The sequence below is a fragment of the Arthrobacter sp. 147(2020) genome (assembly GCF_013116715.1).
In the GTDB taxonomy this organism is placed as follows: domain Bacteria; phylum Actinomycetota; class Actinomycetes; order Actinomycetales; family Micrococcaceae; genus Arthrobacter_D.
On sequence record NZ_JABFOM010000014.1, the window covers coordinates 1 to 25,162 of the forward strand.

The 25,162-nt window shown below is 64.2% G+C and carries 23 protein-coding genes, 1 tRNA gene and 1 pseudogene; 16 read left to right on the forward strand and 9 right to left on the reverse strand.

Annotated features, from left to right (window positions below):
* From HMI58_RS10610 to HMI58_RS10620, 3 genes are all read left to right on the forward strand, one after another.
* Window positions 1–2,672, forward strand: a 2,672-nt coding sequence (locus tag HMI58_RS10610) for an HsdR family type I site-specific deoxyribonuclease (protein WP_171619664.1), incomplete at its 5' end; no start/stop codon positions are given.
* Complete coding sequence (locus HMI58_RS10615) at window positions 2,659–3,399, forward strand: SprT family zinc-dependent metalloprotease (protein ID WP_171619666.1); 741 nt, start codon at window positions 2,659–2,661, stop codon at window positions 3,397–3,399. The genes HMI58_RS10610 and HMI58_RS10615, both read left to right, overlap by 14 nt.
* A 155-nt stretch (window positions 3,400–3,554) precedes the next feature.
* The gene (locus HMI58_RS10620; protein ID WP_171619668.1) at window positions 3,555–3,914 is read left to right on the forward strand and encodes a hypothetical protein; all 360 of its coding nucleotides are present in this window, start codon (window positions 3,555–3,557) and stop codon (window positions 3,912–3,914) included.
* 304 nt (window positions 3,915–4,218) lie between these two features.
* Here the strand turns inward: HMI58_RS10620 and HMI58_RS10625 are convergent, their stop codons facing one another.
* Window positions 4,219–5,100, reverse strand: coding sequence for a hypothetical protein (locus HMI58_RS10625; RefSeq protein ID WP_171619670.1), 882 nt, complete (start codon window positions 5,098–5,100; stop codon window positions 4,219–4,221).
* A 175-nt stretch (window positions 5,101–5,275) separates the two neighbouring features.
* Here HMI58_RS10625 and HMI58_RS10630 point away from each other — a divergent pair, with 175 nt between their 5' ends.
* From HMI58_RS10630 to HMI58_RS10665, 8 genes and pseudogenes are all read left to right on the forward strand, one after another.
* Window positions 5,276–5,866 carry a hypothetical protein gene (locus HMI58_RS10630; RefSeq protein WP_171619672.1) on the forward strand — a complete coding sequence of 197 codons (591 nt, stop codon included), beginning with the start codon at window positions 5,276–5,278 and terminating at the stop codon, window positions 5,864–5,866.
* A 29-nt stretch (window positions 5,867–5,895) separates the two neighbouring features.
* Window positions 5,896–6,747, forward strand: a complete 852-nt coding sequence (locus HMI58_RS10635) for a hypothetical protein (protein ID WP_171619674.1) — start codon at window positions 5,896–5,898, stop codon at window positions 6,745–6,747.
* Window positions 6,748–6,757: 10 nt separating this feature from the next.
* Complete coding sequence (locus HMI58_RS10640; RefSeq protein WP_171619676.1) at window positions 6,758–6,928, forward strand: hypothetical protein; 171 nt, start codon at window positions 6,758–6,760, stop codon at window positions 6,926–6,928.
* 79 nt (window positions 6,929–7,007) lie between these two features.
* A pseudogene (locus tag HMI58_RS10645) lies at window positions 7,008–7,871 on the forward strand (ATP-binding protein); the annotation flags it as partial.
* A complete protein-coding gene (gene dprA / locus HMI58_RS10650) occupies window positions 7,868–9,115 on the forward strand; it encodes a DNA-processing protein DprA (protein ID WP_171619678.1) in 1,248 nt (415 codons plus the stop codon). The pseudogene HMI58_RS10645 and the gene dprA, both read left to right, overlap by 4 nt.
* Before the next feature lie 14 nt (window positions 9,116–9,129).
* Entirely contained in the window at window positions 9,130–9,687 is a 558-nt protein-coding gene (locus HMI58_RS10655) for a methylated-DNA--[protein]-cysteine S-methyltransferase (RefSeq protein ID WP_171619680.1), read from the forward strand.
* A gap of 126 nt (window positions 9,688–9,813) precedes the next feature.
* Entirely contained in the window at window positions 9,814–10,734 is a 921-nt protein-coding gene (locus HMI58_RS10660; RefSeq protein WP_171619682.1) for a tyrosine recombinase XerC, read from the forward strand.
* Window positions 10,735–10,927: 193 nt separating this feature from the next.
* Window positions 10,928–11,431: a DUF3145 domain-containing protein gene (locus HMI58_RS10665; RefSeq protein ID WP_171587029.1), complete on the forward strand. Its 504-nt coding sequence runs from the start codon at window positions 10,928–10,930 to the stop codon at window positions 11,429–11,431.
* A gap of 23 nt (window positions 11,432–11,454) precedes the next feature.
* On the opposite strand, the gene HMI58_RS10670 is transcribed toward HMI58_RS10665, so the two are convergent.
* The 7 genes from HMI58_RS10670 to aceE all read right to left on the reverse strand — a co-directional run bounded on the left by HMI58_RS10670 (window position 11,455) and on the right by aceE (window position 20,070).
* The gene (locus tag HMI58_RS10670) at window positions 11,455–12,036 is read right to left on the reverse strand and encodes a dihydrofolate reductase family protein (protein ID WP_171619684.1); all 582 of its coding nucleotides are present in this window, start codon (window positions 12,034–12,036) and stop codon (window positions 11,455–11,457) included.
* 123 nt (window positions 12,037–12,159) lie between these two features.
* On the reverse strand, window positions 12,160–13,395 hold the full coding sequence (gene fabF / locus HMI58_RS10675; protein ID WP_171587031.1) for a beta-ketoacyl-ACP synthase II: 1,236 nt from the start codon (window positions 13,393–13,395) through the stop codon (window positions 12,160–12,162).
* 103 nt (window positions 13,396–13,498) lie between these two features.
* Window positions 13,499–13,744, reverse strand: coding sequence for an acyl carrier protein (locus tag HMI58_RS10680; RefSeq protein WP_019482900.1), 246 nt, complete (start codon window positions 13,742–13,744; stop codon window positions 13,499–13,501).
* A gap of 83 nt (window positions 13,745–13,827) precedes the next feature.
* Window positions 13,828–14,880: a beta-ketoacyl-ACP synthase III gene (locus HMI58_RS10685; protein ID WP_171619686.1), complete on the reverse strand. Its 1,053-nt coding sequence runs from the start codon at window positions 14,878–14,880 to the stop codon at window positions 13,828–13,830.
* Entirely contained in the window at window positions 14,880–15,842 is a 963-nt protein-coding gene (locus tag HMI58_RS10690) for an ACP S-malonyltransferase (protein WP_171619688.1), read from the reverse strand. Before HMI58_RS10690 ends, HMI58_RS10685 begins: the two co-directional genes overlap by 1 nt.
* A gap of 96 nt (window positions 15,843–15,938) precedes the next feature.
* The gene (locus HMI58_RS10695; RefSeq protein ID WP_171619690.1) at window positions 15,939–17,174 is read right to left on the reverse strand and encodes a helix-turn-helix domain-containing protein; all 1,236 of its coding nucleotides are present in this window, start codon (window positions 17,172–17,174) and stop codon (window positions 15,939–15,941) included.
* Between the two features lie 157 nt (window positions 17,175–17,331).
* Window positions 17,332–20,070 (reverse strand): pyruvate dehydrogenase (acetyl-transferring), homodimeric type, encoded by a 2,739-nt coding sequence (gene aceE / locus HMI58_RS10700; RefSeq protein WP_171587035.1) that lies wholly within the window; start codon window positions 20,068–20,070, stop codon window positions 17,332–17,334.
* Between the two features lie 417 nt (window positions 20,071–20,487).
* Between aceE and HMI58_RS10705 the strand changes: the two genes are divergently transcribed.
* The 5 genes from HMI58_RS10705 to HMI58_RS10725 all read left to right on the forward strand — a co-directional run bounded on the left by HMI58_RS10705 (window position 20,488) and on the right by HMI58_RS10725 (window position 22,949).
* Window positions 20,488–20,907, forward strand: coding sequence for a DUF3052 domain-containing protein (locus HMI58_RS10705; RefSeq protein ID WP_171587036.1), 420 nt, complete (start codon window positions 20,488–20,490; stop codon window positions 20,905–20,907).
* 1 nt (window position 20,908) lies between these two features.
* Window positions 20,909–21,403, forward strand: a complete 495-nt coding sequence (locus HMI58_RS10710) for a peroxiredoxin (protein ID WP_171619692.1) — start codon at window positions 20,909–20,911, stop codon at window positions 21,401–21,403.
* Window positions 21,400–22,332 carry an NAD-dependent protein deacetylase gene (locus HMI58_RS10715; protein WP_171619694.1) on the forward strand — a complete coding sequence of 311 codons (933 nt, stop codon included), beginning with the start codon at window positions 21,400–21,402 and terminating at the stop codon, window positions 22,330–22,332. Before HMI58_RS10710 ends, HMI58_RS10715 begins: the two co-directional genes overlap by 4 nt.
* A gap of 92 nt (window positions 22,333–22,424) precedes the next feature.
* Window positions 22,425–22,500, forward strand: a tRNA-Val gene (locus HMI58_RS10720).
* A gap of 113 nt (window positions 22,501–22,613) precedes the next feature.
* Window positions 22,614–22,949: a DUF732 domain-containing protein gene (locus HMI58_RS10725; protein WP_171587039.1), complete on the forward strand. Its 336-nt coding sequence runs from the start codon at window positions 22,614–22,616 to the stop codon at window positions 22,947–22,949.
* 32 nt (window positions 22,950–22,981) lie between these two features.
* Here HMI58_RS10725 and HMI58_RS14955 read toward each other — a convergent pair whose 3' ends face one another.
* A complete protein-coding gene (locus HMI58_RS14955; protein ID WP_205208097.1) occupies window positions 22,982–24,943 on the reverse strand; it encodes an acyltransferase family protein in 1,962 nt (653 codons plus the stop codon).
* Window positions 24,944–25,162: the final 219 nt, after the last annotated feature.

Genomic DNA, 25,162 nt, shown 5'->3' on the forward strand with positions numbered 1-25,162 from the left:
TTTCCGTGCTCTGTCAGCAGGGCAACCCAGAAAATCCACTACTCGCGGATTCGGGTCAGAACATCGGCAACCAGCGCCACGGTTTCGTCCGCCCGTTCTTCACGACCATCCAGCTGCTGTTCGCCGGCAACGATGTCGAGGGGCTGCATTATGGAGTGATCGAGACCCCGGAGAAGTACTGGTTGCGTTGGAAGGAGGAAGGCGAGAACGCCGAACTTGACCTCGCGATCCGCCAGATGTGCTCCAAGGAGCGCTTGCTAGAGATCATCCACGACTTCATCGTCTACGACGCGGGCGTGAAGAAGTCCCCGCGCCATAACCAGTACTTCGGCGTTAAGGCCTCTCAGGCACGCGTCGCGAAGCGCGAGGGCGGCATCATCTGGCACACCCAGGGGTCGGGCAAGAGCCTGACGATGGTGTGGCTGGCCAAGTGGATCCTGGAGACCCAGCATGATGCCCGCGTCCTCGTGATCACCGACCGCACTGAGCTGGACGAGCAGATCGAGGGCGGCTTCTCCGGCGTTGGGGAGAAGATCGTCCGCACCCAGTCGGGCGCGGACATGCTCGCGATGCTCAACACCTCGAACCCGCGGCTCTTGTGCTCCCTGGTCCACAAGTTCCGCGGCACCGACGAAGAGGCCCGCGACAAGGACGCTGAGGACTTCGCGAAGGAACTCAAGACGAAGATCCCGGACGGGTTCAGGGCCAAAGGTAACATCTTCGTTTTCGTCGACGAGGCCCACCGCACCCAGAGCGGCAAGATGCACCGCATCATGAAGGACCTGCTGCCGGGAGCGATGTTCATCGGATTCACCGGCACGCCGCTCCTGAAGAGCGACAAGAAGACCAGCATAGAGACCTTCGGGTCGTTCATCCACACCTACAAGTTTGACGAAGCCGTCCGTGACGGTGTCGTACTCGACCTGAAGTACGAGGCCCGCAAGGTCGAGCAGGAGCTTCAGGGATCCGCGGCGGTCGACAAGTGGTTCGACGCCAAGACCAGGAACCTCACCGACCTGTCGAAGGCTCGGCTGAAGCAGAAGTGGGGCACGATGCAGAAGGTCTTCTCCTCTGCACCCCGTTCGGCGCAGATCGTCCAGGACATCCTCATGGACATGGAGACCCAGCCGCGGTTGATCAGCGGCCGGGGCAACGCCATGTTGGTGAGCGACTCGGTCTATCAGGCCTGCACCTTCTACGAGGCCTTCGTGAAGAGCGGCTTCAGGGGCAAGGTCGCCATCGTCACCAGCTACAAGCCCAACCCGACCGCGATCTCCAAGGAAGACGCGGGCGAGGGTGACACAGAAGAGCTCCGCAAGTACGAGATCTACCGGCAGATGCTTGCCGACCATTTCGGCGAGCACCCCGACAAGGCCATCGGCCGGGTCGAAGAGTTCGAGACCGATGTCAGGAAGAAGTTCGTCAACGAGCCGGGCCAGATGCGGCTGCTTATCGTGGTTGACAAACTCCTGACCGGTTTCGATGCGCCGAGTGCGACGTACCTGTACATCGACAAGAGAATGCGCGATCACGGCCTCTTCCAAGCGATCTGCCGCGTCAACCGTCTCGACGGCGATGACAAGGCCTACGGGTACATCGTCGACTACCGTGACCTGTTCAAGTCGCTCGACAAGACCGTCATCGACTACACCTCCGAGGCTTTCGGCGAGTACGAGGCCGATGATGTCGACGGGTTGATCAGCGACCGCAACGAGCAGGACCGCAAAGATCTCGAGGAGGCTCTCGACGCCGTCCGTGCTCTGTGCGAGCCGGTCGCTCCGCCCAAGGGCACGCTCGAATATCAGCACTACTTCGTTGCGTCCACACCCGGCGATGCCGACCAGATCAAGGACAACGAACCCAAACGCGTCCTGCTCTACAAGTCCGTTGCCACGCTCGTACGCGCCTTCGGAGCCGTCGCCAGCGACATGGAAGCCGCCGGCTACACGGCGGCCGAGATCGCGATAATCAAGGACGAGGTCGCCCACTACGCCGCCGTCAAGAGCGAGGTCGAGGCCGGAGCCGGCGAGAACATCGACATGAAGCAGTACGAGGCCGGGATGCGCCAGCTGCTCGACACCTACATCAACGCCAAACCCGTCGAACAGGTCGCCGACCTGGAGAAGACCCTGGTCCAGCTGATCGTCGAGCGCGGGCCGGATGCAATCGACACGCTGCCACTTGGTATTAAGGGCAGCAGGGCAGCCACAGCGGAGACGATCATCAACAATGTCCGCAAGACCATCGTGGACGAGCACGCGATGAACCCGCGCTACTACGAGCACATGTCAGAACTTCTCGACGCACTCATCGAGAAGCAGAAGGAAGACGCCGAGGACTACGCGGACTACCTCCGCAAACTCATAGAGCTGACTAAGAAGGTCGGCACCCGGGAAGCAGCAGACGGCAAGACCTACCCGGAATGGGCGAACACACCAGCGCGTCGGGCGATCATGGACTTCGGGTGGCGTCCAGAAGATCTGGCCGTCGACCACGAAGCACTGCATCACCGAATCCAAGCGAGCAAGGAACACGGATGGGCCGACGCCGGTGCCGGCAGGATGAAGGAACGCGCGCTCGCTCGTGAGCTGCGCAAGGAACTCCCAGGCGTCGAAGAGGATTCACTGGCGGAGTTCATCGAACTGTTGAAGAACAATGATGAGTACCGTTAACGCCTACCTCACGGTCGCGGGCCTTGGCGTCGACGTTGTCTACAAAGACATCAAGAATCTGCACATCTCGGTCTATCCGCCGGTGGGCCGGGTGCGGGTCGCCGCGCCGCAGCGGACCACTGAAGACGCTATCCGGCTCGCCGTCGTGCAGCGGCTATCGTGGATCAAGCGTAAGCGGGAGCAGCTCCAGAACGCGGACAGGCAGACTGAGCGCAGGATGGTCTCGGGGGAGACGCACTTCGTATGGGGGCAGCGGTATCTCCTCGACGTCTCCAAGTCGAGCGGTGCGTACGGTGTCGAGATCAAGGGCAACACGCTCTGGGTGATCACTCCACCCGGAACCGACGCCGCCGGGCGGTTCGGGGCACTGGATCGTTGGTACCGGCGTGAGCTGAAGGCCGTCGTGCCCGCGCTGCTGGAGAAGTGGCAGCCGATCCTCGGGATCGAGGCTGACAAGTTCGTCGTGCGCCGGATGAAGACCAAGTGGGGCACCTGCGTCACCACGTCACGGACGATCTGGCTCAACCCGGAGTTGGCCAAGAAGGACCCTCGGTGCCTGGAGTACATCGTCGTCCACGAACTCGTGCACCTCCTGGAACGTGGACATGGGGAGAACTTCGTGGCTTTGATGGACCAGTTCCTGCCCGACTGGCGGGCACGTCGAGACGAGCTGAACGAAGCCCCGCTCGGGCACGAGGAGTGGGGCGAAGACGAACGGGCGTGTTGAAACGGAGCAGCCGCAGGGCCTGATGTAGGTGCTGACTAACGTTTGATCCGGTCATGCTCGTGTTCCGGCGCTAAGCAACCTCCTTCGCGGCCCGCAGCGCCAACCCCTACGCCGTCGAAGGACGAACTGAGAGGGCCGCAGACCAGCGATACTGCTTGAACCGCATGAGTGGTGGTGAACCGCCGTTGACTGTGATGCTTGGAAGCCACCTGCCGCGCAACCGTTCGCACGGGCTCGCTGCGGTTCCGCTGTCGCCGGAGGACTACGACCTAGAGTGGGACAAAGTCAGCCTTGCGATTTCGCAAGCAAGAACCTCTCAGAATCCGAGCCTCGTAGGAACGCTCGCGGGCCTCGGCATGACAATCTATGCGGCCCAAGGGTTTGAGGGTCCGCCGTTCCTTTGGTCGAGGAGAGACGCGGCCGCTGGCGCTGCCGCCCGCGGCGAGCTGACCGTCGAGGAATATGCAGCGTTTCTGAAGCTGATGGGCGAAAAGGGCATTTGGCCGGAAAGCTGAGCGCGACGGGCTGAGGCCTCCACCGACGCGGATCAATCGCAGGTCTGCCGCACCAGCACCTGCCGTCCTTGTGCTCCTGCATGACAAGGACCCGTTCCTCTCCGAGCAAAATGATGTCTTCGTAGCTGAGCATGGAACCAGTCCAGCATCAGCAGCAGGCTGTCTCCAGAGTTGCCTTGGCGTATGTGGAAAACCCGATTCAATTTTTGGGAGGACTGGGGGAGTAGCTCGTAACCTCACCTTTGATCCTGGCCGGATCAGTGCTTATTTGAGCAGCAGCACGACGTGTGTGGAAATCCAAGAATCATTGACCCGGCTCCCGTCCGCCGTCGCGCTTGGCCTCCTGTTCATCAAAATACTCAGCGAGCAGATCATCCACGACGGGGTCCATCTCGTCCATTGTCTCCTGCGCCCGTTTCTCGTCCTCCGACAGCTCCTCCTCGCCCTGCCACTCAAGTTCCCATGCCCGATACCTGAGCCGCAGACTCGGCCAGTCATAGGTGTCGTCGTCTGTGACCGTGGAAGCAAGCGGCTCTGGTGCCACCACATCCACTTCCGCCAGCGCCCGACGGAAGCACCAGCGCGCCTCGATGAGCCACACCCTGATCCGCGTGAGAGCGATACCCGCCAGCCAGACCTCCTCGTCGTCGGGCATGGGTAGTTCAAACAACGTTGGCGGGTAGGCCTCCAACTTCACCCGGAGCGCTTCCAGCTCGCGCTCTCCGCCCCGCCTCGTCGCGAGCATCTCGTGGATCTTTTGAAGCATCGCAGCGTGTTCTGATTCCAGCAGCTCCCGCCGCGCCCGTCCCTCGGCATCCTCGCGATGCTCACTCAAGTCCCGCAGCAGGAACAGGATTCGATCCTCTTCAAGCACGGTCTTCGGTCGGTGCTCCTTTGGGAGGCTGGCCTCGGCAGTTTGCACGTGCTGGGTCGCCACAAGCAAGAAGGAGAGTTCGGCCTGTTGCTGCCACCCCAAGGCCACGGTCGGCACGAGGATTGGAGGATCGAACAAGTTCCGTATCCACGGGCGCTCCGCGCAGTCTCGGCGGCGGTTCGCGTCCTCCCGCGCCAGTTCGTTCTCCCTCACCAAGCGCTCGAACCGCGCGCATTGCATCTCGGCTGCCTCGACCCACATCAATCCCTCGGACCACAGCTCAGGGCCAGGCCTCTTCCGTGATTTTGCCATGTCAAGGATGTTCGCACACCGCCGCCGTTGCCACCACGGAAGCAGCGGTTGGTATTCGCCGACGGACACACACTTTGACTGCCGACCGCTTTGTTCCAGTACCCTTCAACCTCCATCCGAACCGCGCCTACCATGGAGGAGGGGAGCACCTATCGTCCGCTTGTCGGGACACGCCATGGCATCACACATCGAGAATGGGCGGGATGATCACACCCTTGGAATTGCGACGTTGCGCCCCGGACACCGCATCAGCGAAATCCGTCGGCACCTCCATGATCGGCATCCTGGCCGGGCCCGCTACCAGGTCATTCCCACGCATCATCCGCCCGCCGGCGGGGCAAGTTTTGCGGCTATGGCCTCGGCCGAATATCAAACCCACCTCTACTGGCGCTCCCGCAAGAGAGACGTCAGAGTGCGCCTCGCCGCGATCAGAGAGGCCATAGCAGCCTCGCCTCATGTGTGGGATGACCTGTCCGCCGATGGCGTGCAGGAAGGGGTTGAGTCCTCGATCGAGGACGACGCACTGTTGGTGGCCGCCGTCGATTCCCTGGGAGACTTGAACGCCGAGGAACGTCCCTACTTTGGGAAATTTTTGGCCGAAACATATCTACGAGATGCTGATGGACGCAGAAGAGGCTTACTGGCACCAATTCTTCCGCAGGCGCTGACCGAAAGTTGTTGCGACCGAGATTCAGCAAACCGACTTCGTGCCGCGGTTATGGACCACACGGCAGACACAGCTGGAGCCGGTCGTGTATGGGACTAGGGACAGACCTCGATGGGACAATCAGGAGAATGACGACGGCCCTTCCCGACCTCTGGACCGACTGGTGCTCCGTCACGGGCGTGCCCGCCGGGAGGATCGACGAGGCCTCACTCTCTCGTTTTGTGCAGCAGGTACAGCCGTCCCGGGCTGTGCTCGCGGCGCTGCGCCGGCGGCTGGCTCCCAAAGATCCACCGGCCCCCGCGTGGCCGCGCGGGCACACGGAGGACACCGGCTCCCTGCAGCGGCTGATCCGGCGTGGGACGGCGATCATCCAGCACCCGGGCACACACTGGGTTTTCCGGCTGCGGATGCGCCGGATGCTGTTCACTGCGGTGCTGCTGGCACCGCGCTCCCACGGAGGCCTCGGACTGGACAGGTCAGGTGCGCTGGGACTGCGGCCGGACGGAATGCACCGGGTGCGCGGGCAGATCGGCGTCGCCCCGGAACCGGAGGACTGCCCGGCGTGCGCCACCTGGTCGTGGCTTGATGTGATCGGCACCAACAGCGGGTGGTCGCACAGTTCCGTCCGGGTCCTGGGACACCGCCGCGACGAAGTAGGCTCCGCGCACCGGCACCTGCGGCCGGATCCCAATCCGGATTGGCACCTCTCCATCGGCTTGCTGCCAGCCGTGGACCGCTGGGGATGGATCGATGCCTACCGCTCCATGCACCCATCCTCGCTGTCGGCGGTCATCAGTGCCGCGGCCCTGCTGCTCGACGGTCCGGAGCCCGCACCTGCGCCGGTGCCTGCTGCAGCTGCGATGCCGGCCAGCCCCCGGCGGCAGATGTCGCGTGAGGAGGAAGAGCAGATCCTCAAGCGCGCCGACGAACTGACCGCGCGCGTCGAGGCGATCCTTCGCGAGTTCGATACCGGCCGATAAAGTCGTGTGTATGGGATTCAACTGGGAGCAGGTCCTCGGGACCAAGGGTGCAGACCTCTCCGACACCTACGACCAGAGCGCCTCGGACGCGCTGTACCAGGACCACCCGGGCGCGGCTCCGCAAGCAAGTCCGGAAGACCCGGGCGATGAGGTCGTCCGCCTGCCTTTCGACGAGAGCTGAGCCTTCAAGCTCCCACGCCGGGGTGTCCGTTTTGAGACATAACCTCAGGTCAGCGCGCATGCACACTTAAGTGTGTAGTCCCCCGGGCGCCGGGAAGACAATGCTGGTCGAGCGCATGCCCGGGATACTCCCTGACCTCACGGACGAGGAAGCCATCGAGGTGACAGCCATCCACTCCCTCGGAAGGGTGCTCTCCTGCCAGGGTCTGCAGCGCAGGCCCCCCTTTGAAAGCCCACACCACACGTCGTCTACCGCAGCGATCATCGGCGGGGGCAGTGGAATACCACGGCCCGGCTCCGCCTCACGGGCCCACCGAGGCGTCCTCTTCCTCGACGAGGCACCCGAATACCAGCGCGGCGTCCTGGAAGCCCTGAGGGAACCCCTCGAAAGCGGCGAACTGATCCTCCATCGCTCGGCGGGCACCGCGTCCTACCCCGCCCGGTTCCAGCTGGTGATGGCTCTGAATCCCTGCCCCTGTGGACTGGCGAGCGGCAAGGGAATCGACTGCGTGTGCACCGCCGAGCAGCGCCGCCGGTACTTCAATCGTCTGTCGCAGCCCCTCCTCGACCGGGTCGATCTTCAACTGGCGGTCTCCCGCGTGTCCCTGGCCGACTACGCCGACGCCTCCACTGCCGAATCCTCCAAGACCGTGGCGGCACGGGTGGCTGCAGCCCGAGCCGCGCAGCGCGAACGGCTGGCCAAGTGGGGAGCCAGCACCAACGCCGGGATGTCCTCGGCCGTCTTGAATGACGGACTCAAGCTGGCCCGGGCGGTCACAGCTCCGGTCGATCGGGCCATGCAGCACGAAACCCTCACCATGCGCGGCCACGACCGGGTGCTGCGCGTGGCCTGGACCCTCGCTGATCTCGGCGGCCGTACGTCGCCCTCCAGCGACGACGTCGAGGTTGCACTCAACCTCCGGCTTCAGGAGAGTTCCCCATGACAGCCCCTGCTGACCCCTTACTGATCGCAAGGGCCGCCCTTTCCCGGTTGCTCGAACCGTCAGACAGTGTGGGCCTGGCACTGACGGCCGCCGTGGGACCACTTGATGCTTTACGCATCGCCAGCGGCCAACTGTCTGCAGGCGGGGTGCTGGCTGATGAGATCGCAGGACTCCTGGAGTCCAATGGCTTCAGTCCCCGGCCACACGTCCTGCAGGAGGCATTGGACCGATGGAAGCCGAGGGTGGCGGACCTCGCCCCGGAACGGGACCTCGCAACCCTCGGCCGACTGGGTGGTGCGCTGGTGACACCCGAGAGTGAGCTATGGCCCTCGGCACTGGACGACCTGCAACTTTCCGCGCCCTCCTGCCTGTGGGTGCGCGGGGACCTGGCTGCCGGCATCCCTGAACTCAGCCGGCTGGTCGCGGTCGTCGGCTCCCGCGACAGTACTGCCTACGGGGCGACAGTCACCGGGGAACTCGCCGCTGGTCTGGTCACCCGCGGCTACACGGTAGTGTCCGGTGGTGCCTACGGCATTGACGCCCAAGCTCACCGGTCCGCCCTGGCCGCGGCAGGGGAGGACCGCCAGGTACCTACCATTGGCGTCACGGCGTGCGGTGTCGACCGTTACTACCCGGCAGGGAACGAACAGCTTCTACGGGAGACTGCGCGCCGTGGACTGCTGGTCGCCGAGGTGCCGCCCGGTTCATCCCCCACACGGTGGAGATTTCTGCAGCGCAACAGGTTAATCGCGGCACTCTGCGCAGCGACCGTCGTGGTGGAGGCACGCTGGCGGTCGGGGGCGCTGAACACTGCTCATCATGCCGAGGGCTTGGGCCGCGCAGTAGGAGCCGTCCCCGGATCGGTGCACTCGGCCAACTCGGCGGGATGCCACCGGCTCCTGCGCGAGGGGAGCGCCGTGTGTGTGACGGATGCTGCCGAGGTGTCCGAACTCGCCGGACCAATCGGCAGTACCCTGGCGCCCGAGCCCGAGATCTCTCCCGCCGTCCATGATGGGCTCAGCGTCGAAGAGCTTCTCCTCTTGGATGCACTCCCGGTGCGGTCAACCACCAGCGTCGACAAGCTCGCCTCAGTGGCCGGCCTGAGCATCCGCGGCGTCCTGGCGGGACTGAGCCGCCTTGAGTTCGGCGGCCTCGCTGAACGCTCCGACGACGGCGGTTGGCGTCGAAAGAGCACACACCCTAAGCACCAGCAGGTCGAAAGCGCACACCGTAAAAACCAGTAGAAGGGAAACCACTCATGAAGTCGCACAGATTTATGGCTACCCCGGTCGGGAAGCTGCTGATCGTCGTCGAACGGGCATCGCTCACCGCTGTCTATCACGAGGTGCACAATCCACCGCCGATACCCTCGGCCGTCGGTGTCGCTTTCGCTAAGCTTTCGAAAGTGGCGGAAGCAGCGGGCGAAACGCCCACAGCAGCCAGTCTGGAGGCCGACGCCGGAACCTTTGACCGCGCTCAGGCACAGTTCCATGAGTACTTTGCCGGGAAACGCCGGGCCTTCAGCCTGCCGGTCCAGCCGAACGGGACGGACTTCCAGCACCGCGTGTGGGCCGCAGTTCTCGCCGTTCCCTATGGCGAAACCCGCAGCTACAAGGAACTCGCCGCCCAACTCGGCAACCCGTTGATGGGACGCGCCATTGGCGCTGCCATCCGGGTGAATCCGTTGGCAATCATCATTCCGGGGCACAGGGTGGTCAGCTCCTCCGGTGGGGTTACCGGGTATTCGGCGGGCCCGGCCGTCAAACGACTCCTTCTGGACCTGGAGGCGGGTGATGCGGTCCGTCCGGCGGCATGAAGGGCAATCTGCGAGAGCTGGGTAGTCACGGCGGCAGGCCTGAACCGAGCGTCAACATGATCCCGACTGGGGAGTGCAGCGGAGCGCCTCCTTGAGGATCGTTCCCACAGGGCGCACAGTGAACAGATGCAGCAACCGCCAGCCCCGTTCGCCGATGCGGTCGATCGGTACCGGACCTACCTGGTCGCGGAACGTAACCGCTCGGCCCACACCGTGCGCGCCTACCTCACCGATATCGGCGGGCTGCTCCGTTTCGCCCACGAGGCAGGAGTTACCCGCCTGGACGAGCTGACCCTTGCCGACCTCCGCGGTTGGCTGGGCACGATGGATGCGCAGGGCCATGCCCGGTCGACGATCGCCCGACGTGCCGCAACCGTGCGCAGTTTCCTGGCCTGGGCAGTGAGGGAAGAACTCATCGACGTCAATCCGGCCCTGCGGCTCCGGGCACCCAAGAAGGAGAAGACGCTGCCGGGAATTCTTTCGGTCAAACAACTGGACGGCATTTTCGACACTCTACGAACAGCGTCCGCGGGCGGCGACCCGATCGCCCTGCGGAACATCGCCCTCGTCGAAGTGCTCTACGGCACCGGGATCCGGGTCGGCGAGCTGGTCGGCCTGGACATCGATGACCTCGACCCGGACCGCCGGACCCTGAGAGTCGTCGGCAAGGGCAACAAGGAACGGACGGTACCTTACGGAGTGCCGGCGGCACATGCCCTCGACGACTGGCTCCGCCGGGGGCGCCCCCTACTGGCTCATCCGACCAGCGGGCCAGCCCTGTTTCTCGGTCAGCGCGGCGGACGGATGGACCAGCGGCAGGCCCGGTCCACGGTGGAGAAACTCTTCGCCGGGGTACAGGGCACCTCCGCGACCGGGCCCCACGCCCTCCGCCACAGCACTGCCACCCACCTGCTGGACGGCGGCGCCGATCTGCGGGCCGTTCAGGAAATCCTGGGGCACTCCAGCCTCGCCACCACCCAGATCTACACCCACGTATCGGTCGAGCGGCTCCGTAAGAGCTACGAACAGGCCCATCCCCGAGCCTGACCGAGCCAGGGTAGGGGCGGATTCAGAACAAGTCCGGGGCCGGCCAAGTGGCAACCAGGTAGTTACAGTGGCGCAATTAGGGTATGTAGGGCAGAATGAACCGTAGTTCGCCGTGTCGGCGGACACATTCGGACGAGTCCATTCACTGTTGCAGGTCGTTGGGGAAGACGTACCTACAGCTATGGAGGATGGAATGTCTGGTATTACGGCGCGCGGAGTGTTGTATATTCACTCAGCCCCTTCTGCGTTATGCCCTCATATCGAGTGGGCGATCGGTTCGGTGATTGATCAGCGGACCGATCTTGAGTGGTCCCCTCAGCCGGCCTCACCCGGGATGTTCAGGTCCGAACTGTCGTGGGTCGGGCCCCAGGGATCCGGAGCCCAGCTGGCATCAGCCCTCCGGGGATGGGCTCACCTCCGCTATGAGGTCACCGAAGAGCAGAGCGCCGGAGCCGACGGCGGTCGCTGGTCGCATACCCCTGAGCTGGGCATATTCCATGCCACGACTGATGTCCACGGCAACATCATGGTGACCGAGGACCGGATTCGGTACGCCTACGAGACCGGCGCAGGCGATCCCGCTGCCGTGTACCACGAGCTGTCGTTGGCGCTCGGCGAATCCTGGGACGAGGAGCTCGAACCGTTCAGGCATGCCGCCGAAGGTGCACCCGTGAGGTGGCTCCACCAGGTCGGCTAACCGATTTCCCCGATCAGGCCAGGTCAGCGGCGCACCCGATATCGGTGGTGCTGTACCCGGATCCCCTGGATTACTTCCTGAGGGTCTTCCAACAGGAGCTGACCCTGGACTGATCCGAAGTAGCGCTTCCCGGATCCGAACACCACGGGGACGACGTCCATGCGCACTTCATCGACCAGACCGGCGGCCAGCGCCTGACCGCCGACGTCGCCGGCAGCGACTTCAACGATCCGGTCACCGGCGAGTTCCTGTGCCTTGGCCACGGCTGCCTCGACGTTGCCGACGAAGTGAAATGGTGCCCCGGGGTCCCACCCCTCGGGCATCGGGCGGTGTGTCACGACAACCACATGGTCGATCCCGCCCGGTGGCTTTCCCTCCCAGCCGTCTGTCAGGTCGAAGACGCGGCGGCCAACGACTGTCGCCCCGATCTGGTCCCAGTACTGCCGGGTGTAGTCGAAGGAGGTCTGCGACACCATCACCATGCCGCTCTCATCCAGGGGGACATCGCCGTTGGTCAACCAGTCGAACAGTGGCCCGGGCTGGTCATTCTCGTCCGCGATGAACCCGTCCACCGACACTGAGCTGTACATAACTACCGTGCCCACCGGGCCCTCCTTTGCGCTGGGACGCCATAGTAGCGCGGGAGCAGTATTTAAAGGCAGAAGGCGCCGACCGTGACGGTCGGCGCCTTCTGCCTTGTTGTACTCCGAGGGCGATCGAGCCGCGGGCTAGACGCTGCGGACCACGATCACTGCGTTGTGCCCGCCGAACCCAAACGAATTGCTCAGTGCCACCAGATCGCCAGCAGGCAGCGTCCGTTCGGTGGTCACAATGTCCAGCGGAATGTCGGGATCCTGCTTCTCCAGGTTGATGGTCACCGGCATCTTGCGATCGTAAACAGCCAGGACAGTCATCACAGCCTCCACCGCACCCGAGGCGCCGAGCAGGTGGCCAGTCTGCGACTTGGTCGCTGACACTGCCACATTATCGATGTGGGAACCGAGGGCGGTCTTCAACGCCACGTACTCCGGCTTGTCGCCCACCGGGGTGGACGTGGCGTGGGCGTTGACATGGGAGATATCGGACGGCTGCACCCGGGCATCGAACATTGCTGCCTTCAGGGCGCGGGTAGCGCCCAGGCCACCGGGATCCGGAGCGGTGATGTGATATGCGTCAGCGGTCACCGAGGTGCCAGCCAGTTCACCATAGATTCGGGCGCCCCGGGCCAGTGCATGCTCTTCAGCCTCGATGAGAAGGGCTCCGGCGCCCTCACCCATGACAAAGCCGTCACGACCGGTGTCGTAGGGGCGCGAAGCGTGCTGAGGATCGTCGTTGCGCCGTGAGAGCGCCTGCATCGATGCGAACGCCGCAATCGGCATCGGGTGGATCGCGGCTTCGGCGCCGCCACACATGACGACGTCGGCCTTGCCGGAGCGGATCAGCTCCAGACCCTGGTGCAGGGCCTCAGTACCGGAGGCACACGCGGACACCGGGGTGTGGGCTCCCGCCCGGGCGCCCAGGTCAAGGCTCACTGCAGCTGCTGGGCCGTTGGGCATCAGCATGGGGACCGTCATGGGAAGGACCCGGCGGGGGCCCTTGGCGCGCAGGGTGTCCCAGGCATCAAGGAGCGTCCAGACACCGCCAATGCCGGTGGCAAACGCGACCGCGAACCGGTCGTGGTCAATTTCTTCAAGGCCGGAATCCCGCCAGGCTTCGCGGGCTGCGATGACCGCGAACTGCGTGGAGGGATCCATGCGCTTGGCTTCGACTCGTGAGAGGACCTCACTGGCAGGGGTCGTGACCTGCGCAGCGAAGGTCACGGGCAGCTCGTACTCCTGGACCCAGTCGGCTTCGATGGTTCGAGCACCGGAGACACCCTTGAGGGCGTTCTTCCACATGGTGGGGACGTCGCCGCCAATCGGCGTCGTCGCGCCCAGTCCGGTGATCACTACTTTGCGTGCCATGGTTCACTCTCTAAAACGTGGGGTGTTGCTGTGGAACGTGCGGGTGGACGCCTCCGCGGCTGCCAGCACCAAGTGGTGCTGGCAGCCACGGAGCCAAGTGGATCTAGGCCTGCGCGCCGGAAATGAAGTTGACGGCGTCGCCGACGGTCTTCAGGTTCTTGACCTCTTCGTCGGGAATCCGAACGCCGAACTTCTCTTCGGCGTTGACCACGATGGTCATCATCGAGATGGAGTCGATGTCCAGGTCATCGGTGAAGGACTTGTCCATCTCGACTGACTCGGGTGCAAGACCGGTTTCCTCGTTGACGATTTCGGCCAAGCCGGCCAGGATTTCTTCGTTGCTAGCCATGGATGGCTCCTTTTCTTGTCAAGCCGGATCAAAGACCCGGCATGGATAATCAAACCGCGGTTGACGGTTTGGCTTGGGAAAAACTAGGGAAGTACTACCACCTGCGCGCCGAACACCAGACCGGCACCGAAACCAATCTGCAGGGCCAGACCCCCGCTCAGCTGGGGGTGTTCCTGGAGCATGCGGTGCATGGCAAGTGGAATGGAAGCGGCCGAGGTGTTTCCAGCGTCAACGATATCGCGTGCCACTTCTACATGGTCGGGCAGCTTCAGCTGCTTGACCATCTCGTCGATGATGCGGATGTTCGCCTGGTGTGGCACGAAGGCCACCAGGTCCTCGGCCGTGACGCCTGCGGCGTCCAGTGCCTGCTGGGCGACCTTAGCCATTTCCCAGACCGCCCACCGGAAGACCGTTTGCCCGTCCTGGCGCATGGTGGGCCAGGAGGCTTTCGGCGTGTCTTCGAGGGATCCGCCGATGGCGCCCACTGAAGCGAGCTCGGCATCGCGGATATCCAGCAGCGAGTGGGACATCCGGATGGCCTGGTGCTTGCTGCCATCCGAGCCCCATACCGACGGTCCAATGCCGGCGCTCTCCGCCGGGCCGATTACCACGGCGCCTGCACCGTCGCCGAGGAGGAACGAAATGGTCCGGTCGGCGTTGTCGATGAAGTCGGACAGCTTCTCGACACCAACCACCAGAACGTACTCGGCGGTTCCTGCGTGCACCATCGCGTCCGCCTGGGCAATGCCGTAGCAGTACCCGGCACAGGCCGCCGAGATGTCATAGGCGGGCGCTGGCGTGGCACCGAGGCGGTCCGTCAGCTGCGCGGCAGCCGAGGGGGTGGCATAGGGGTGGGTCACTGTCGAGACGAGGACTGCGCCCAGCTGGGCGGCGTCGATTCCGGCGTTCTCCAAGGCCGACCGCGCCGCGGCCTCCGCCATGTCGATGACGCTGGTGTCGCGGTCGGCGCGGTGCCGGGTAACAATCCCGGTCCGCTGCCGGATCCATTCGTCAGAGGAGTCAATCCACTGGCAGACGTCTTCGTTGGTGACTATGACATCGGGCCGGAATACGCCGATGCCGTGGATGCGCGTGTGCTCGCGCAGTGGAGCTTGCTTCATGACGGGGGCGTTCACTAGTGTCCTTCTGCAATGGGGGAAATGACCGGATCCGGGGTGCGTGAGTGCTCCTCAATAAAGGAAGCGGCGGCATCCAGATCCTCAGGCGATTTTACGGCCAATGTGGGTGTCCCGCGCATTCCGCGCTTCATTAATCCCGTCAGCGTTCCCGCCGGCGACAATTCGAGAACCCCCGAAACCCCCATGTGCTCCAGCTGGGCCATGCAGAGGTCCCACCGGACCGGGCGCGACACCTGGGCGATCAGACTGTCCAGGTTTCCGTCCCCGGTGGTCACCGGGGCGCCGTCGTAGTTCGACAGCAGCGTGGCAACCGGATCAAGGGGTGTAAGCGTAGGCCGCAGTTCCTGAAGCGCCGCAACGGCGGGGCTCATGTGGTGGGTGTGGAAGGCGCCCGCAACCTTCAGCGGGATGACCCTTGCCTTCGCCGGGGGATCGGCAGTGAGTGCCGCCAGCTGGCCGAGGGTTCCGGCGGCAACAACCTGCCCGCCCCCGTTAGCATTCGCGGGTGTCAGACCGTGCCGAGCGAGTACCTCGGCGACGTCGTCGGGATCGCCGCCCAGGATGGCGCTCATCCCGGTGGGCACTACTGCTCCCGCTTCGGCCATTGCCGTGGCGCGGACCCTAACAAAGGCTGCCGCGTCCTGTTCGGACAGCGCACCGGCAATGGCTGAGGCCGTGACCTCGCCCACCGAGTGGCCTGCGACCACAGTGGCCGCCGTCATCGGACGGTTGCCCAGCAGCACCCGCGCGGTCACCAGACCGGCGGCAACGATCAGGGGCTGCGCCACGGCAGTGTCCTTAATCGTTTCCTCGTCCGAGATGGTGCCGTGGCGAACCAGGTCCAGTCCGGCCTGATCGCTGAGGGACTCGAGATGCTCGGGGACGCCTGGGAGTTCCAACCAGGGGCTCAAGAAACCGGGCGTTTGGGACCCCTGACCGGGGCAGACAATTGCAAGCACGTATCAAGCTTTCCAAACTGCTAGGTGATTGTTGGGTATTCCGGTACACGAAGCTCCGGAGGCCACTTTGTAGGAAGTCTACAACGAAGGCATGGGTTACGGACGAGTAGCAGGCCGCTCCGGCGGGGCCTGGACGGGCTGGCTGAGCCGGCCGACCACCAGTGCGGTTTGGAGGACGAACGCCTCGCGGGGGAGGAGCGGATCCCAGCCGGTGATGTCGCAGACACGCCGGAGCCGGTACCTGACAGTGTTCGCGTGGACGAAGAGGGCGCGGGAGGTCGCTTCGAGCGAGTGGCCCAGGTTCAGGTAGGCGGACAGTGTTTCTTCGAGGCCGTTGGAGGCTCCCACCAGGGGGCGGTAGATGTTCCGGATGAGGGCTTTCCGGGCGGTGTCGTCGCCGGAGATGACCCGTTCGGGCCAGAGATCGTCGGCGGCGACCGGCCGCGGGGCTGCCGGCCACGCACGGGCCGCCGTCAGCCCGGCGAAGGCTGCCTGTGCCGAACTGCTGGCGGCGACAAGAGATTCGGATTCCGGACCGTACACCACCGGTCCCTGGCCGAACAGATCGCTGAGGCGGCTGTAGGTGTTCTCGGTGTTTTCCACCCCGCCGAGGACCAGGATCAGCCGGTCGCCCTGGATGCCCACCAGGGTGTCCTCGGCGATTCGGTCGGTGGTGCGGCGCAGCTCGTTCAGGAACATGGCGTTCGGTTCAGGTGGTGAACTGCCAACCATCACCGTGATCCGGGCCTGCGATTTCCAGCCCACCGCGGCGATCCGGGAGCGGAGGGCGTCCGAGCTTTCACCCCGCAGGATGGCGTCTACCACCAGCGCTTCCAACCGCGTGTCCCAGGATCCACGGGTTTCGGCCGCCCGGGCGTAGACATCGGCGGCGGCGAAGGCAACTTCTCGGGAATAGCGCAGCACGGCCTCGCGGAGGGCGCCCTGGTCGGCGTCGGCAGCGAGGTCGGGCACACGGTCCTCGACCACCTGCACCACCACACGAATGAGCTGCAGCGCTTTCTGCAGGCTGATGGACCGGGTGAGTTCAGTGGGTGCTGTGCCAAAAACGTCGCTGAGGACCCAGGCAGGCGACACCGGGCGCTGGTACCAGTTCACAAACGAGGCGATGCCCTTTTGCGCCACCATGCCCAGCGCCGAGCGCTCATCCGGCCGCAGGCTTCGGTACCAGGGGAGCGACGCGTCCAGTTGTTGGAGAGTGGCGGTGGAGAGTGCGCCAATCTTGGCACGCAGCCGCTCCACCGTGTCGGGGTCGGCAACCGGGATCTGGGTCCTGCGGGAACTGGGCGGAAACGGGCGTTCGGACACAGGCATTCCATGAGCATACGTCTGAACCGGTATCCGGCTCCATTTGTGTAGAGGCTACAAACCGGCGATACCTTCGCCGGTGCCCAACAGAAAACTGCCCCGGGGAACGGGTGGATCGGTAATAACCGGTCCACCTGTTCTCCAGGGCAGTTTCTAGCGCGTGCTAGCTGTCCCCACCGGTGTTTCCGGTGGTGCCCGCGTTGACGTCGAGCAGCTTGTACTTGTCGATCGCTTCGGCGGGCGCGCTGGCGTCCACCTCGCCGCGGCGTGCCAGCATCTCGAGAGCCCGCACCACCACTGAGTGGCTGTCGATCTTGAAGAACCGGCGTGCTGCAGCCCGGGTGTCGGAGAAGCCGAAGCCGTCAGCCCCAAGAGTGGCAAACTCGTTGGGCAGGAACTGGCGGACCTGGTCCGGAACAGCCTTCATGTAGTCAGTCACGGCAACGATCGGGCCGGTGGCGCCTTCAAGCTGCTGGGTGATGAACGGTACGCGGGCTTCACCGGACGGATTGAGGAACGCTTCTTCCTCGGCGGCCAGTCCGTCGCGACGCAGCTCGGTCCACGAGGTGACCGACCAGACGTCGGCCGAAACCCCCCAGTCCTCGGCGAGGATCCGCTGTGCATCAAGGGCCCAGGGCACTGAGACACCCGAGGCGAGGATCTGGGTTCGCGGCCCGTCGATCTTCGCAGGCGAGACCAGATAAATGCCCTTGAGGAGGCCCTCGACGTCGAGCTCTTCCGGCTCTTTCGGCTGAAGGATCGGCTCGTTGTAGACGGTGATGTAATACATCAGGTTCCGGTCGTCCGAGCCTTCGCCGTACATCCGGTTCAGGCCGTCACGCATGATGTGGCCAATTTCGTAACCATAGGCCGGGTCATACGTGACCACTGCGGGGTTGGTGGAGGCCAACAGCGGTGAGTGCCCGTCCGCGTGCTGCAGTCCCTCGCCGGTCAGCGTGGTGCGGCCAGCGGTGGCCCCGATGATGAACCCACGGGTCATCTGGTCGGCGGCTGCCCAGTAGGAGTCGCCGGTGCGCTGGAAGCCGAACATCGAGTAGAACACGTACACGGGGATCAGTGGTTCGCCGTGGGTGGCGTAGGACGTACCGGCGGCGGTGAAAGCGGCTACCGATCCGGCCTCGTTGATCCCTGCGTGCAGGATCTGTCCTTCGACCGACTCCTTGTACGCGAGGACCAGGTCACGGTCGACGGACAGGTAGTTCTGGCCGTTCGGGTTGTAGATCTTCGCCGTCGGGAAGAAGGAATCCATCCCGAAGGTGCGGGCCTCGTCGGGGATGATCGGGACAATCCGCTTCCCGAACTCCTTGTCCCGCATCAGGTCCTTCAGGAGCCGCACGAAGGCCATGGTGGTGGCCGCCATCTGCTTGCCGGAGCCGCGCTTCGCGACCTCGTACGCCTTGTCGCCCGGCAGGGTAACCTCGGTGTGCTTGTTGCGACGCTCGGGGACAAAGCCGCCGAGCGCCTTGCGGCGTTCCAATAGGTACTTGATCTCGGGTGCGTCAGCGCCGGGGTGGTAGTACGGCGGGTTGTACAGGTCGTCGTCGATCTGCTCGTCAGTGATGGGAATGCGCAGGTGGTCCCTGAACGCCTTGAGGTCATCAGAGGTGAGCTTCTTCATCTGGTGGGTCGCGTTGCGCCCCTCGAAATGGGGGCCCAGGCCATAACCCTTGACCGTCTTCGCGAGAATAACCGTCGGCTTGCCCTTGAACTCGGTGGCGGCCTTGTACGCGGCGTACACCTTGCGGTAATCGTGCCCACCGCGCTTGAGCTTCCACACCTTGTCGTCGCTGAAATCGGCGACCATTTCCTTGGTCTGCGGGGTCTTCCCGAAGAAGTGTTCGCGGACAAACCCACCGGACTCGGCCTTGTAGGTCTGGTAATCGCCGTCGGGAGTGGAGTTCATGATTCCCACCAGGGAACCATCTTCATCCTTCTCCAACAGGTCATCCCACTCGCGGCCCCAGACCACCTTGATGACGTTCCAGCCGGCGCCCCTGAAGAATGCTTCGAGTTCCTGCATGATCTTGCCGTTGCCGCGCACCGGACCATCGAGGCGCTGCAGGTTGCAGTTGATGACGAAGTTCAGGTTGTCCAGGCGCTCGTTGGCTGCGAGTTGCAGCAGGCCGCGTGATTCCGGCTCGTCCATCTCGCCGTCGCCCAGGAAGGCCCAGACCTGCTGGTCGGAGGTGTCCTTGATGCCACGGTTGTGGAGGTAGCGGTTGGACTGCGCCTGGTAGATCGCGTTCATCGGGCCGATTCCCATCGACACGGTGGGGAATTCCCAGAAGTTCGGCATCAGCCGGGGGTGCGGGTAGGAGGAGAGCGCGTGGCCTTCCTTCGACTTCTCCTGGCGGAACCCATCGAGGTCCTCCTCGGTGAGGCGTCCCTCAAGGTAGGCCCTCGCATACATGCCGGGGGAGGCGTGGCCCTGATAGAAGACCTGGTCACCGCCGCCTGGGTGGTCCTTGCCCCGGAAGAAATGGTTGAATCCCACCTCATAGAGGGTCGCGGCTCCTGCGTAGGTGGAGATGTGACCGCCGACGCCGATCTCGGGGCGCTGCGCACGGTGCACCATGACGGCCGCGTTCCAGCGCATCCAGGCGCGGAACTTCCGTTCGATTTCCTCGTCACCCGGGAAATCGGGTTCCTGGTCCGCCGGAATGGTGTTCACGTAGTCGGTGGTCGTCACCATGGGCACGCCGACGCTCCGCGCACCAGCGCGCTGCAACAGCGAACGCATGATGAACTGCGCCCGTTCAGTGCCCTGGACCCGGATCAGCTCATCAAGTGACTCAATCCACTCGGCTGTCTCCTCCGGGTCACCGTCGGTTCCGCCGGTCAAATTACTAAGAATTTCCGGTCCACCTTGCTCTACAGCCACGCCAAACCTCTCCCACTCCGCAGATGATGTCTACGATGCTTACAACTGACGCAACGGAACGATGCTCCGCAGCCTGTCTGTGGCCACGACCCCAAGATCGTAAGGATCGTGACAAATCACTTTTGTAACTCTAGCCGCGACGAGTCGGAGATGCGTAGTGGAGACCCGGCAGCTGAGCGGTTTCCGCTCTCGGCGGTATTTGCGGCATCCGCCCGCGCCTGGATCCACCGGGGGCGTCCGGGCGGGACTTTCCGGCGGTTTCCTCCCTATATGGTGTACATATGCGACCGAGGATTCGCCAGGGAGACCGGCTGGCTTGATGCATGGCGTTTAAAGGTGTTGGCTGGTAATAATGCATATCAACGTAACTAGTGGATCCGCTAATCAAAGTGACCACAGTCTTTCGGGAGGAAAACAGTGAGCGAGGCCGAAGCCGCCACAACGGATACCGTGGCGGGCAAGTTGGGTTTCAAGAACGGGGACCTGCTTCAGGAACTCGGCTACGACGAGGATGTGGATTTCGACTTCCGCGCAACCCTCGAGGATGAAACCGGGTCTGAACTGCTCACTGAAGAGGACCAGGACGTTGTGGACGGTGTGCTGCTTTGGTGGCGCAACGACGACGGCGACCTCGTCGACGCACTCGTTGACTCACTGACCTGCCTCGACGAAGGCGGCACTGTCTGGGTCCTGACCCCGAAGTCCGGACGCACCGGCTACGTTGCCCCCTCGATCATCCAGGAAGCCGCTCCTACCGCGGGTCTGCACGCCACGTCGTCGGCTGGTGTCTCGAAGGACTGGGCCGCTACCCGATTGGTCAGCCGACGGAAAAGCTAGCATGAGCGGGCTCCCGCTGATGGGCGAGCCAGCACCTGACTTCGCCCTGTCCAACCAGTTCGGTGAGACGGTCCGCCTCAGCGATCTGCGCGGAACGCCCGTCGCTGTGGTGTTCTATCCCTTCGCGTTCTCGGGTGTCTGCACCGGCGAACTCTGCGAGCTGCGCGACAATCTGGCTTTGTTTGACGACGACGGCGTGCGGCTTCTCGCCGTTTCGGTCGATTCCAAATACACTCTGCGTGCGTACGCCCAGGACCAAGGCTTCAGCTTCGACCTGCTGGCAGACTTCTGGCCCCACGGCGATGTCGCCGCCCGATACGGCGCGTTCGACGCCGACCGGGGTTATGCAGAACGTGCCACCTTCCTCATCGACGCGCAGGGTGTCATTGTGGCGACCCTCCGCTCTGAGCTCGGCCAGCCCCGTCCGCTCGAGGACTACCGGGCGGCGCTGACCAACCTCACCGGCCGGGTAAACGGCGTCGGACCGTCATTGTGACACCCGAGTCAGCTGGGGGAGCAGCTACACCCCCTGGCCTCGGTCTGACCGGATTCGCCAGTGGTGACCCAGTAGATCCCGCTCCCACCTTCAGCCCCGAGCAACGCACCCGAATGGCAGAGGTGGTGAGACTGCTCAGCGGCCACCGCCTCGCCGTCCTGACCGGCGCGGGACTGAGCACCGACTCCGGCATTCCGGACTACCGCGGGCCCCAATCGGTCCCACGTAACCCCATGACGTACCAACAGTTCGTCGGCGATGAAGTGCTGCGGCGCCGGTACTGGGCCCGCAACCATGTGGGCTGGCACCACCTCCGTCACGCCGACCCCAACCCCGGTCACCTCGCCCTGGCGTCGCTCGAATCCCGGGGGCTGCTCTCCGGGCTGATCACCCAGAACGTGGACAGGCTCCACTCGGCGGCAGGCAGTGAACAGGTGATCGACCTGCACGGGACCTACGACCGCGTCGTCTGCCTGCAGTGCGCCAGGAGCTATAGCCGGTCCGAGATTGCGGTCCTGCTGGAAGCGCTGAACCCCGGTTACCTGGAGCGTGAATCGAACGCGGGGGACGTCGCGCCTGACGCCGATGCCGACGTCGACGACACGAGCGATTTTGTGATGGCCCCCTGCCCCAACTGTGGCGGCATGCTGAAGCCGGACTTCGTGTACTTCGGGGAGAACGTGCCGAAGGACCGGGTTGCCGAGGCCTACCAGGTGGTGGACTCCGGCGACGCGTTGCTGGTCGCCGGGTCATCCCTGACCGTGATGAGCGGACTGCGTTTCGTCAGGCACGCCGCGAAGGCAGGGAAGCCCGTGGTAATCATCAATCGGGGCGCCACCCGTGGTGATGACCTGGCCAACATGCTGGTCAACCTGGGGGTCTCCGAGGCGCTCAGCTACCTGGCCGATGAACTGCCCGACCTGCAGTAGCGGGCAGGGCGGACGATTGGCGTTCTCTTGGGAATCCCAGTAGAGTAATTCTTCGTTGGTTGGCCGGTCCGAGGGCCGCCACCGACAGGTAAGGGTCTTTAGCTCAGCTGGTAGAGCGCCACGTTTACACCGTGGATGTCATCGGTTCGATCCCGGTAGGACCCACCACCAAAAACCCCGCCCTTTCAAGCACTAACGCTTGAGACGGCGGGGTTTTTTTATCAGGAACTGCGCTACCGGTCGGAACCGGGTTGGACGAAGAGAAGGGATCTACAGTCGCGATGATCAGCAGTGGAACTTCACGCCGCACCTCAGGCGCAGCAATGCTGTGCCTGATGGTTGGCCTGGTTGGCTGCGGGACAGCCGACAGGGGGAGCGTGGCCGCCCAGGAGCGCTTCCTCACCGAGCTCCGCGAGCAGGCACCCGATTCGGCCTATTCCGGGGACGAGCAGTTGATTGCCACCGGTGAGCAGGTGTGTGCCGATCTGGAGGCAGGTGCCAACCTCGAGGAGCTGGGCGCCCGCAACCCCGCCGAGAACCTGACCGACGAAACCGTGGAACGCATCCGGATCACCCAGGCCCTCGCCGCCGAGCATCTCTGCCCCGGCGCAGCCTGAGGCACTATCGGCCGTCAGGCTGGCAGCCGACGCTACCGGACCCTGTCGATCTCTTCGCCTAACGGTCCCGCCAGCGCCCTACTGAACGTGGTGGTGATGTGGTGCTCATCCCGGTAGACCAGCAGGTCTCCAATGATTGACGGACAAATGTCGGTACAGAGGTAGCTACTCAGGTCAATGAACGACGAGTTGCCCTCCTGCACCGCCCGCTCTTCCGCGGCAATAATCTCGCCGTCGAGCGCTTCTGCCCGGGGCAGGTCACAGGCCGCGGCCTCCTCGGTGTTCCGGGACAGGCAGTCCAGCGGGGACGCACTGTGGTTCGGGGTATCCGCGAGGACCAGTGCGTGCGATGACGCAGGCAGTGCGGCCAGAGTGGAACGCAAGCCCGCCTCCCACTGCTCCACGAGTGCGGTCGAGGTGTCAACGGGTGCCACCTCCCCGAAGTTGCTGAGCACCACTACAGCTGGATTGAGTTCATCAATGTACTCGAAGGCGCTCTGACGCCATTCCTCGCACTGGGAGTATGGGCGCTGCTCGTGGAGGATCTCAATATCCACAGATGGGCAGCTGGATTTCGTGAGATTGTGCAGGCGGAAGGAGCCGTCGGTGGCGTAGGCCTCCAGAGCCGGAAACCACTGTGCGGCATGGGAGTCGCCGAAGAGCACAATGTCCACGGTGCCGTCGGGGTCCCCGTAGACGCAGTCGGTCCTGACCTCGGTCGCGGGGAAATCGGCGTGACAGCCGTCGTCGTACGTCCCAGGAATGCTGTCCGGTGCATCGCGCAGGGTCGGGTTCAAGTTGGCTGGAACGAAGGTGGAGCCATTGGGGGCCACCTGCAACGGTTGCGACGCCGCGTCACGGGTAGAGGCGATCGGTGCTGTGCTCTGCACCGCGTTGAGACCGGCGGCGACCGCCACGAACGCCAGAGACGCGAGTGCCGCAGTTGCGATGACCCGGCGTGAGCGCAACGGGCTCCCCGCCGCCGGGTGACGGAAACGATTCTCCACATACCTGTACAGCAGAACCGCCAGCGGCACGCTGAGTGCACCCAGAGTCAGGGTGAGGGCCAGCGGTAGCGGATTTTCATAGCCGACCGCCGCCTGCGGGATAACCAGCAGCGGCCAGTGCACCAGGTAGATCGAGTACGACCAGGCGCCCACCTTCTGCATCGGGGCGCGGCTCAGCAGCACTCCGGCACCGCCCGGCGGAAGGTTGCTGCCGCACACGATGACGGCGGCAGTGGACAACACCGGAAGGAGCGCAGCCCACCCCGGGAAGACGGTGTTCTCATTGAGGGCTATCAGGCTGAGGGCGATGCCAGCCATCCCCAGCCAGGTGCCGAGCGCCGCCAGCCGGCCATTCAGGCGTACCCGCCCGGAGTGCAGGGCGAAGGCCGCCAGGGCGCCGATCCCCAGCTCCCAGGCGCGGGTCGGCAGCAGGAAGAACGCTGCCGGTTGCGAGGTCCCGGTCAGGACGATGCACAGGGCAAAGGAGAGGACGACGATCGACAGGACCACCCAGAACAGCCGCCGGGTCGATCTGCGCACCAGCAGGAACCCCAGCAGCAGGAGCAGCGGCCAGAACAGATAGAACTGCTCCTCAACGCCAAGCGACCAGTAGTGCTGGAACGGTGACGGCGCGGTTTCGGCGAGGTAATCAGCACCCTGCGCGGCAAACAGCACATTGGGGACATACAGGGCGGTGGCGATGGCGTCCTCTAGAGCGCCGGGACGGGTGGCTGGGGGAAGAAACACCAGCGACGCCACGGTGGTCAGGGCAAGCACAGCGAACGAGGCGGGGATGATGCGACGGATACGTTTGGCGTAGAACTCGCCAAAGGGGATCCGGCCCTGGGCTTCCAGCATGGAGATCAGCTGGCCGGTGATGAGGAAGCCGGAGATGACGAAGAAGATGTCGACGCCGACGTAGCCTCCCGGCACCGCTGACAAACCGGCGTGGTAGAGCACTACCGCCCCCACCGCTACCGCCCGCAAGCCTTGGATGTCCGGCCGGAACGGAGCCGACTGTCGGGCGGTTGGTCGCGAAATGACAAGCTCCTTCCCTGATGAATGTCTTGGGTTAATCTATATCAGTCGTGCAACGATCGTCCTCGGAAGGGTTGACCTCGGTGCCGGCAGGGGGGACACGGCTGCTTCACTATTGGTCGCCGTGTGGCCAGTAGGTATCCGGCGGTAATAAGGTAAAAGTACTGT

Bases quoted from the DNA above. Each gene is read 5' to 3' on its own strand.
- HMI58_RS10695 (WP_171619690.1), bottom strand. From the start codon at position 17,174: ATGCCTGTGTCCGAACGCCCGTTTCCGCCCAGTTCCCGCAGGACCCAG.
- HMI58_RS10725 (WP_171587039.1), top strand. From the start codon at position 22,614: ATGATCAGCAGTGGAACTTCACGCCGCACCTCAGGCGCAGCAATGCTG.
- HMI58_RS10615 (WP_171619666.1), top strand. From the start codon at position 2,659: ATGAGTACCGTTAACGCCTACCTCACGGTCGCGGGCCTTGGCGTCGAC.
- HMI58_RS10680 (WP_019482900.1), bottom strand. From the start codon at position 13,744: ATGGCTAGCAACGAAGAAATCCTGGCCGGCTTGGCCGAAATCGTCAAC.
- HMI58_RS10660 (WP_171619682.1), top strand. From the start codon at position 9,814: ATGCAGCAACCGCCAGCCCCGTTCGCCGATGCGGTCGATCGGTACCGG.
- dprA (WP_171619678.1), top strand. From the start codon at position 7,868: ATGACAGCCCCTGCTGACCCCTTACTGATCGCAAGGGCCGCCCTTTCC.
- HMI58_RS10635 (WP_171619674.1), top strand. From the start codon at position 5,896: ATGACGACGGCCCTTCCCGACCTCTGGACCGACTGGTGCTCCGTCACG.
- HMI58_RS10630 (WP_171619672.1), top strand. From the start codon at position 5,276: ATGGCATCACACATCGAGAATGGGCGGGATGATCACACCCTTGGAATT.
- fabF (WP_171587031.1), bottom strand. From the start codon at position 13,395: ATGGCACGCAAAGTAGTGATCACCGGACTGGGCGCGACGACGCCGATT.
- HMI58_RS10640 (WP_171619676.1), top strand. From the start codon at position 6,758: ATGGGATTCAACTGGGAGCAGGTCCTCGGGACCAAGGGTGCAGACCTC.
- HMI58_RS10625 (WP_171619670.1), bottom strand. From the start codon at position 5,100: ATGGCAAAATCACGGAAGAGGCCTGGCCCTGAGCTGTGGTCCGAGGGA.
- HMI58_RS10655 (WP_171619680.1), top strand. From the start codon at position 9,130: ATGAAGTCGCACAGATTTATGGCTACCCCGGTCGGGAAGCTGCTGATC.
- HMI58_RS10710 (WP_171619692.1), top strand. From the start codon at position 20,909: ATGAGCGGGCTCCCGCTGATGGGCGAGCCAGCACCTGACTTCGCCCTG.
- HMI58_RS10665 (WP_171587029.1), top strand. From the start codon at position 10,928: ATGTCTGGTATTACGGCGCGCGGAGTGTTGTATATTCACTCAGCCCCT.